The following is a 7,581-nucleotide window of genomic DNA, read 5'->3' on the forward strand; positions in this document are numbered from 1 at the left end:
TCTCACAAACCGTCCTTAAATGGACGGGTGACCACGATCGACCGCCGGACGGTGCTGCGCGCGGGTGCCGGGCTCGTCGCCGCGGGCGCCCCGGCCGCCGGCTGCGCCGCCCCCGGCGCCGACCCGCGCACCCCGTCCACCTCCCCGCCCCAGCCCCCGCTCCCGTCTCCGTCCCCCTCCTCGTCCGCTGCCGCTCCGCCCGCGCCCCGCCGCTTCCCCGGGCAGCCCGCGCAGATCACCCACGGCCCCCGCGACCGGCCCCGGGTCGCGCTCACCTTCCACGGGCAGGGCGACCCCGCGCTCGCCCGCGCCCTGCTGGCGGCCGCCGAGACGCACGGCGCCCGCCTCACCGTGCTCGCGGTCGGCAGCTGGCTGGACGCCCACCCCGAGATGGCCCGCCGCATCCTCGACGGCGGCCACGACCTCGGCAACCACACCCAGCGCCACGTCGCGGTCAACGCGCTGCCCGAGATCGAGGCCCGCGCCGAGATCACCGGCTGCGCGCGGCGCCTGCGACGGCTGACCGGATCCGTCGGCACCTGGTTCCGCCCCTCCCGCGCCCCCACCGCCTCCCCGCTCGTCGCCCGGCTGGCCCGCGCCGCGGGCTACCCGCACGTGCTGTCGTACGACGTCGACTCGCTCGACCACACGGCGCCCGGCGCCGCCGCCGTCACCCACACGGTCCTCGGCGCGATCCGCAACGGGTCCGTGGTCAGCCTGCACTGCGGCTACCCGGACACCGTCGCCGCGCTCCCCGGCCTGCTGCACGCCCTCGACCGCCGCGGCCTGCGTGCCGTCACCACCACGGAGCTGCTGAGCTGATGCCCCCCACCCGACTCGCCCGCGCCCTGGCCGCCGCCACCGCCCTCACCGCCCTCGCCGCGCTGCCCGCCTGCGGCGGCGGCTCCACCCCCCACAAGAACGAGGCCCTCGGCAGCCGGGCACCCGTCAGGCCCGCGCCGAAGAAACCGGCCGTCGACGGCCTGCCCGGCATGCCGCCCGTCCTCGACCCCAAGGACGTCTACGCCGCCGACCGCCCCGGCAGACTCTCCCCGGTGGTCAAGGGCTTCCCGTCCCGCGTCTACGTCCCCAACACCAACTCCGACACCGTCTCCGTCATCGACCCGGAGACCTACCAGGTGATCGAGACCATCCCGGTCGGCGCCCAGCCCCAGCACGTCGTGCCGTCCTGGGACCTGAAGACCCTGTGGGTCAACAACGACCGCGGCAACACCCTCACCCCCATCGACCCGCGCACCGGCAAGGCCGGCAAACCGGTCGACGTGCACGACCCGTACAACCTGTACTTCACGCCCGACGGCCGGTACGCCGTCGTCATGGCCAGCCTCGACCGCGAACTGGTCTTCCGCGACGCGCACACCATGCGGCGCGAGAAGACCGTCCCCGTCCCCTGCTACGGCGTCAACCACGCCGACTTCTCCCGCGACGGACGCTACTTCATCGTCTCCTGCGAGTTCAGCGGCGAACTGCTCAAGGTCGACACCGAGAAGATGAAGATCGTCGGCCGGCAAAAACTGCCCCTGCACGGCGCCATGCCCCAGGACGTGAAGATCTCGCCCGACGGCAAGCGGTTCTACATCGCCGACATGGTGGCCAACGGCCTGTGGATCCTCGACGGCGACACCTTCGGCAAGCCGTCCTTCCTGCCCACCGGCAAGGGCTGCCACGGCCTGTACGTCAGCCGCGACTCCCGCGAGATGTACGTCTCCAACCGGGGCGAGGGCACCGTCTCCGTCTTCGACTTCGCACGGGGCGAGGTCACGAAGAAGTGGCACCTGCCCGACGGCGGCAGCCCCGACATGGGCGGCGTCTCCGCCGACGGCAGGGTGCTGTGGCTCTCCGGCCGCTACCACTCCGAGGTGTACGCCATCGACACCCGCACCGGCGCGCAGCTCGCCCGCATCAAGGTCGGCAGCGGCCCGCACGGCCTCGCCGTCTACCCCCAGCCGGGCCGCTACTCCCTCGGCCACACCGGCATCTTCCGCTAGCCGCACACCGCCGCCGCGCCCGCCGCTTGAGTCTCCACCCACGGGAAGGCCCACACTCGCAGACGTGACCGACGACGGGAGTGGACTCCTCACCATCGGCGACCTCGCCCGGGCCACCGGCCTGACCGTGCGCACCATCCGCTACTGGTCCGACGTGGGCGCCCTGCCCCCGGTGGCCCGGTCCGCGGGCGGCTACCGCCTCTACGACGCCGCGTCCGTGGCCCGCCTGGAACTCGTGCGCACCCTGCGCGAGCTCGGGCTCGGCCTGGACGACGTGCGCCGGGTGCTGGCCGGCGAGACCACGGTCGCCGAGGTCGCCGCCGCGCACGTGGCCGCGCTGGACGCGCAGATCCGGGCGCTGAAGGTGACCCGCGCGGTGCTGTCGACGGTCGCCCGGCGGGGATCGAGCGCACAGGAGATGACCTTGGTGAACAGGCTGGCACGGCTGTCGGCGGCGGAACGGCGGCGGATCATCCGGGAGTTCGTGGACGAGACGTTCCGGGGACTGGACACGGCCGACCCGGTGATCCGCGAGCGCATGCTCGACACCGCCGCGGACCTGCCGGAGGACCCGACGCCCGAGCAGGTGGACGCCTGGCTGGAACTGGCCGAGATGCTGCAGGACCCGGAGTTCCGGGCGCGGATGCGGCAGGCGGCCGAGTTCAACGCGGCCGACCGCCACCGCGCGCCCGACACGCCTCCGGGCGCCTCCCTGTGGTTCGCCCGCCGCCTGATCCAGCTGGCGGCACGGGCCCGGGAACGGGGCATCGCCCCGGAGTCCCCTCAGGCCGAGGAGGTGCTGCGCGACCTGCTGGGCGACGCCGACCGCACGGCCGTCCTGGAGCGACTGGAGGCGGCGACGAACGACAGGGTCGCCCGCTACCGCGAACTGATCGCCGTCGTGAAGGGTCGGGGACCCCTGCCCGCCCACCGCGAGGAGTTCGCCTGGGTGGTCGCCGCACTGCGTGCGCGCGCCGCCGGTTAACCTGACCTGCGTCGCCGCGACAGCGGACACGCAAACCGTGAGACAAGACAAGACGAGACAAAAAGGGGCGGACCGGTGGCGGACATCGACATCGAGGAAGCACGCAAGCAGTTCCAGCGCATCGATGCGGACGGTGACGGCTTCATCACCGCAGCCGAGTTCAAGTCCGCCCTCGCCCAGGGCGGCGACTGGAACGTCACCGAGGCGGTCGCCGAGGCCATCATCGCCAGCCGCGACCTGAACGGCGACAAGGTGCTGTCGTTCGACGAGTTCTGGGCGCACCTGAACAAGTGAACCGGGCAGAGGGGGCCCGTCCGGCGCCGGACGGGCCCCCTCGCCGTGTTCCGCGACACCCGGCCCGCTCTCGCGCCCGTCGCCGGAGCCGCACGCTCCGCCGCCCGGGCCACGGCGCCCGGCACGGTGGGGACGCGGGCGGGTGACGGCGCACAGCAGGTGATCCGCGGCGCTGCGGGCGGAGCCGGAAAGGGCACGCTCGGCCTGCTGCGGCGGCAGGGCGGGGCCGGCGCGCCGTCCGGGGAATTCGGCCACCCGTTTGTCGCGCCCGGGGAATAGCGGGTCCCGTCTCCGGGTTGCCGCCGGTCATACGGGGCCGCCCGGCCTCCGTGGAACCGCTCCCGGAACGACGGGACGACGAGACGAGGCAGAGATGAAGATCGGCATCATCGGCGCGGGAAACATCGGCGGCAACCTCACCCGGCGGCTCACCGCCCTCGGCCACGACGTCTCCGTCGCCAATTCCCGCGGCCCGCGCACCCTCACCGGGCTGGCCGAGGAGACGGGGGCGACACCCGTCCGGGTCGAGGAGGCGGCCCGCGGCGCCGAGGTCGTCGTCGTGACGGTCCCCGTCAAGGCGGTCCCCGGCCTGCCGTCCGGCCTGTTCGACGAGGCCGCCGAGGGCGTCGCCGTCATCGACACCGGCAACTACTACCCGCAGCAGCGCGACGGCCGCATCGCCGCGATCGAGGACGAGGATCTCACCGAGAGCCGCTGGACCGAACGGCAGCTCGGCCACCCCGTGATCAAGGCGTTCAACGGCACCTACGCCCAGGACATCCTCGACCGCGGCCGGCCCGCCGGGCACCCCGACCGCATGGCCCTGCCCGTCGCCGGCGACGACGAGGCCGCCAAGCGCAAGGTCCGCGCGCTGATCGACGAACTCGGCTTCGACACCGTGGACGCCGGTGGCCTCGACGACTCCTGGCGCCAGCAGCCCGGCACCCCGGTCTACGGCCTGCGCGGCGGCACCGACGCCGTCGTCAAGGCCCTGTCGGAGGCGTCCCCGCAGCGGCCGGCGGAGTTCCGGGGCTGACCGCGGCGTTCCGCGCCGCCGCCTACGGCGTCGCCCAGTCCCGCAGCGCCGCCTTGCTCGCGAAGTGCGCCACGTCCCGGTCCACCGGGTCGCTGGTGTACTGGTGGAAGAGCCACTTGGCCTTGATGCGGGGCTTGCCGGCCGTGACGTAGTCGGCGATCCACAGGCCGTCGCCGGCGTAGGACGTGGTGTCGACATTCAGCCAGAAGTGGCGGTTGCAGTAGAGCACCACCCGGTGGTGCGGGCGCAGGTGCTTCAGTTTGCGGATGAAGGCGTCCTTCTCCGCGTTGGAGGCGTGGGTGCCGTCTCCGGTGGTCTCCCAGTCGACGGCGAGGATGTCGCCGGACTTCTCGGGGGCGTGGGAGAGGAAGTACTCGGCCTGGGCGGTGAGGTTGCCGGGCCAGAGGAAGTGGTAGAAGCCGACGACGAGCCCGGCGTCGCGGGCGCGTTTGGTCTGGGCGGAGAGACGGGGGTTGACGTACGAACGGCCCTCCGTCGCCTTGACGAAGACGAAGGAGAGGCCGTCCGTGCTGTACGAGGCGGACTGGTACGCGCTCACGTCGATGCCGCGCAGCATGGGGAACTCCTTGACATGCCGTGGGGGGACAGGAGTTGGTAGTTGTTTGATGTCCCGTCCCGGCGTGCTTGACGCGTCCGCGCGGCCGGTGCGTACCGGATTCTCAGCTTCGGGCGGTCACCGACCCCAGGACGGCCGCCGACTTGGCCGACCAGTCGGAGGTGATGAGGCTGGCGTGGTGCGCGGCCAGCAGGGAGAGGCGGGCGGCGACCTCGGCGTCGGTGGGGTCGGTGGAGGAGATCGCGGGGGAGACGCCCGCCGCGTCGGTCATGATCAGAATGTAGTGGTTCGCGGAGTAGAACGACGTGTCGTAGCCGTTGTCGAGGTACGTGGCCGCGTTCCCGTCGAAGAACACGAACCACGGCCGGATGGAGGCGTCGTAGCGGCTCGTGCGCGGGTCGCCCGGCTCCGCGCCCAGGACGGCGGGGAAGGCCTGGGCCTCGGAGAGGGTGCCGGCCGCCTTCAGGTCGCGCAGGTGGTCGGCGTACTCCTCGTCCGTCCAGTAGGAGTCGAAGGGGTTGGCCTGCTCCACCGTGCCGGGGATCAGTTCGAAGATCACCTTGCCCTTCAGGGCGTCCCGGGTGGGCCAGGCGTCGGCCCGGGCGGCCGCGTCCAGGGTGGCGTACGCCGAGCCGAGCAGGTCGGACGGCTTGTAGACGATGCCGCCCAGCTTCTGTCGCACCAGGGTGTCGAACTCGTCCGGTCCGAGGCCCCCGTTGTTGTTGAAGCCGTTCTTCATCTCCACCTTGAACACGATGGGCCGGTGGTCGGGGTGGAGCTGGTGCCAGGCGGCGATGTTGTCCAGGCAGCCGCCGAAGTCCTGGTTGCGGCTCTTGCTGTACAGCTCGCCCGGGGTCTTCGCCGCCTCGCAGTTGTTGTCGTTGCCCAGCGGGTTGCTGTGGCTGACCCGCCAGCGCTTGCTGAGGCTGTCGGTGTAGACGTCCAGCTCCAGCAGCGAGGCGCCGGAGTCCAGCGCCTGCGCGAAGTAGGGGTATTTCGCCTTGTCGTAGGCGTTGTGCGTGCCGATCGCGGTCGTGCCGGCGTACGTGGGCGACGCCGCCTCGGCGTTGCCGGGTACCGCCACCAGCAGGGCGGCGGCACCCAGCAGCCCCGCCAGCCGTCTCACCGTGCGCATGCAGAAACACCCCTTCGCTGTCGCCGAGTTGGCGGCAGCGTAGGGGAGACCGGTTACCGCGCGGTAGCCCCTGGAGGAACGTAAGTCACGCCCGGCGCAACGGAGTTCAGCACTCGATGATGTTCACCGCGAGTCCGCCCCGCGCCGTCTCCTTGTACTTCACCGACATGTCGGCGCCGGTCTCCTTCATGGTCTTGATGACCTTGTCGAGGGAGACCTTGTGGGAGCCGTCGCCGCGCATGGCCATGCGGGCGGCGGTGACGGCCTTGACCGCGGCCATGCCGTTGCGCTCGATGCACGGGATCTGGACCAGGCCGCCGACGGGGTCGCAGGTGAGGCCGAGGTTGTGCTCCATGCCGATCTCGGCGGCGTTCTCCACCTGTTCGGGGGTGCCGCCGAGGACCTCGGCGAGGGCGCCGGCCGCCATGGAGCAGGCGGAGCCGACCTCGCCCTGGCAGCCGACCTCGGCGCCGGAGATGGAGGCGTTCTCCTTGAACAGCATGCCGATCGCGCCGGCCGCGAGGAGGAAGCGGACCACGCCGTCCTCGTCGGCGCCGGGCACGAAGTCGAGGTAGTAGTGCAGGACCGCGGGGATGATGCCGGCCGCGCCGTTGGTGGGGGCGGTCACCACCCGGCCGCCGGCGGCGTTCTCCTCGTTGACCGCCATGGCGTAGAGCGTGATCCACTCCATGGCGTGCGCCTGCGGGTCGCCCTCGGCGCGCAGCTGGCGGGCGGTGACGGCGGCGCGGCGGCGCACCTTCAGGCCGCCGGGCAGGATGCCCTCGCGGGACAGGCCGCGGGCCACGCACTCCCGCATCACCCGCCAGATCTCCAGCAGTCCGGCGCGGATCTCCTCCTCGCTGCGCCAGGCCCGTTCGTTCTCCAGCATCAGGGAGGAGATCGACAGGCCGGTCTCGCGGGTCAGGCGCAGCAGCTCGTCGCCGGTGCGGAACGGGTACTTCAGGACCGTGTCGTCCAGCTTGATGCGGTCCGCGCCGACCGCGTCCTCGTCGACGACGAAGCCGCCGCCCACCGAGTAGTAGGTCTTGGCCAGCAGTTCGCCGCCGTGGGCGTCGTACGCCCGCAGGGTCATGCCGTTGGCGTGGTACGGCAGCGCCTTGCGGCGGTGCAGGACCAGGTCGGCGTCGAAGTCGAAGGCGATCTCGTGCTCGCCCAGCAGCTTCAGGCGGCCGTTCCGCCTGATGTCCTCCACCCGCTGGTCGGCGGTCTCCACGTCCACCGTGCGCGGGGAGTCGCCCTCCAGGCCGAGCAGGACGGCCTTGGGCGTGCCGTGGCCGTGGCCGGTGGCGCCGAGGGAGCCGTACAGCTCGGCGCGCACCCGCGCCGCCCGGGGCAGCAGCCCCTCGTTGCGCAGGCGCCGCGCGAACATGCGGGCGGCGCGCATCGGGCCGACCGTGTGGGAGCTGGACGGGCCGATGCCGATCGAGAACAGGTCGAAGACCGAGATGGCCACGGTGACTCCTCACTGCGGGGTGGTGCAAGGGGGCGAAGGGGTGGTGCGGGGTGGTGCGGGGGTGGGGCGCC

The 7,581-nt window shown here is 72.4% G+C and carries 8 protein-coding genes; 5 read left to right on the forward strand and 3 right to left on the reverse strand.

Annotation, left to right across the window (positions count from 1 at the left end; genetic code table 11):
* Positions 1-27 precede the first annotated feature (27 nt).
* The 5 genes from IE225_RS06645 (at position 28) to IE225_RS06665 (ending at position 4,324) form a co-directional block, all read left to right on the forward strand.
* On the forward strand, positions 28-822 hold the full coding sequence (locus tag IE225_RS06645; protein ID WP_190056388.1) for a polysaccharide deacetylase family protein: 795 nt from the start codon (positions 28-30) through the stop codon (positions 820-822).
* Entirely contained in the window at positions 822-2,009 is a 1,188-nt protein-coding gene (locus IE225_RS06650) for a YncE family protein (protein WP_190056389.1), read from the forward strand. Before IE225_RS06645 ends, IE225_RS06650 begins: the two co-directional genes overlap by 1 nt.
* A gap of 64 nt (positions 2,010-2,073) precedes the next feature.
* The gene (locus IE225_RS06655; protein ID WP_190056390.1) at positions 2,074-2,994 is read left to right on the forward strand and encodes a MerR family transcriptional regulator; all 921 of its coding nucleotides are present in this window, start codon (positions 2,074-2,076) and stop codon (positions 2,992-2,994) included.
* Positions 2,995-3,069: 75 nt separating this feature from the next.
* Positions 3,070-3,288, forward strand: coding sequence for an EF-hand domain-containing protein (locus IE225_RS06660; RefSeq protein ID WP_190056391.1), 219 nt, complete (start codon positions 3,070-3,072; stop codon positions 3,286-3,288).
* 259 nt (positions 3,289-3,547) lie between these two features.
* Positions 3,548-4,324: an NADPH-dependent F420 reductase gene (locus IE225_RS06665; protein WP_373303138.1), complete on the forward strand. Its 777-nt coding sequence runs from the start codon at positions 3,548-3,550 to the stop codon at positions 4,322-4,324.
* A 22-nt stretch (positions 4,325-4,346) separates the two neighbouring features.
* Here the strand turns inward: IE225_RS06665 and IE225_RS06670 are convergent, their stop codons facing one another.
* The 3 genes from IE225_RS06670 to IE225_RS06680 all read right to left on the reverse strand — a co-directional run bounded on the left by IE225_RS06670 (position 4,347) and on the right by IE225_RS06680 (position 7,510).
* Positions 4,347-4,901 carry a glycoside hydrolase family 25 protein gene (locus IE225_RS06670; protein WP_190056393.1) on the reverse strand — a complete coding sequence of 185 codons (555 nt, stop codon included), beginning with the start codon at positions 4,899-4,901 and terminating at the stop codon, positions 4,347-4,349.
* Between the two features lie 103 nt (positions 4,902-5,004).
* Complete coding sequence (locus tag IE225_RS06675) at positions 5,005-6,036, reverse strand: phosphatidylinositol-specific phospholipase C domain-containing protein (RefSeq protein ID WP_190056394.1); 1,032 nt, start codon at positions 6,034-6,036, stop codon at positions 5,005-5,007.
* Between the two features lie 106 nt (positions 6,037-6,142).
* Entirely contained in the window at positions 6,143-7,510 is a 1,368-nt protein-coding gene (locus tag IE225_RS06680) for an L-serine ammonia-lyase (RefSeq protein ID WP_190056395.1), read from the reverse strand.
* Positions 7,511-7,581 lie beyond the last annotated feature (71 nt).

Source organism: Streptomyces echinoruber (genome assembly GCF_014651135.1).
Lineage (GTDB): Bacteria > Actinomycetota > Actinomycetes > Streptomycetales > Streptomycetaceae > Streptomyces > Streptomyces echinoruber.

What these genes read in the sequence shown, in the direction of transcription:
- IE225_RS06650 (WP_190056389.1), top strand. Translation starts at nt 822, where the DNA reads ATGCCCCCCACCCGACTCGCCCGCGCCCTGGCCGCCGCCACCGCCCTC.
- IE225_RS06670 (WP_190056393.1), bottom strand. Translation starts at nt 4,901, where the DNA reads ATGCTGCGCGGCATCGACGTGAGCGCGTACCAGTCCGCCTCGTACAGC.
- IE225_RS06675 (WP_190056394.1), bottom strand. Translation starts at nt 6,036, where the DNA reads ATGCGCACGGTGAGACGGCTGGCGGGGCTGCTGGGTGCCGCCGCCCTG.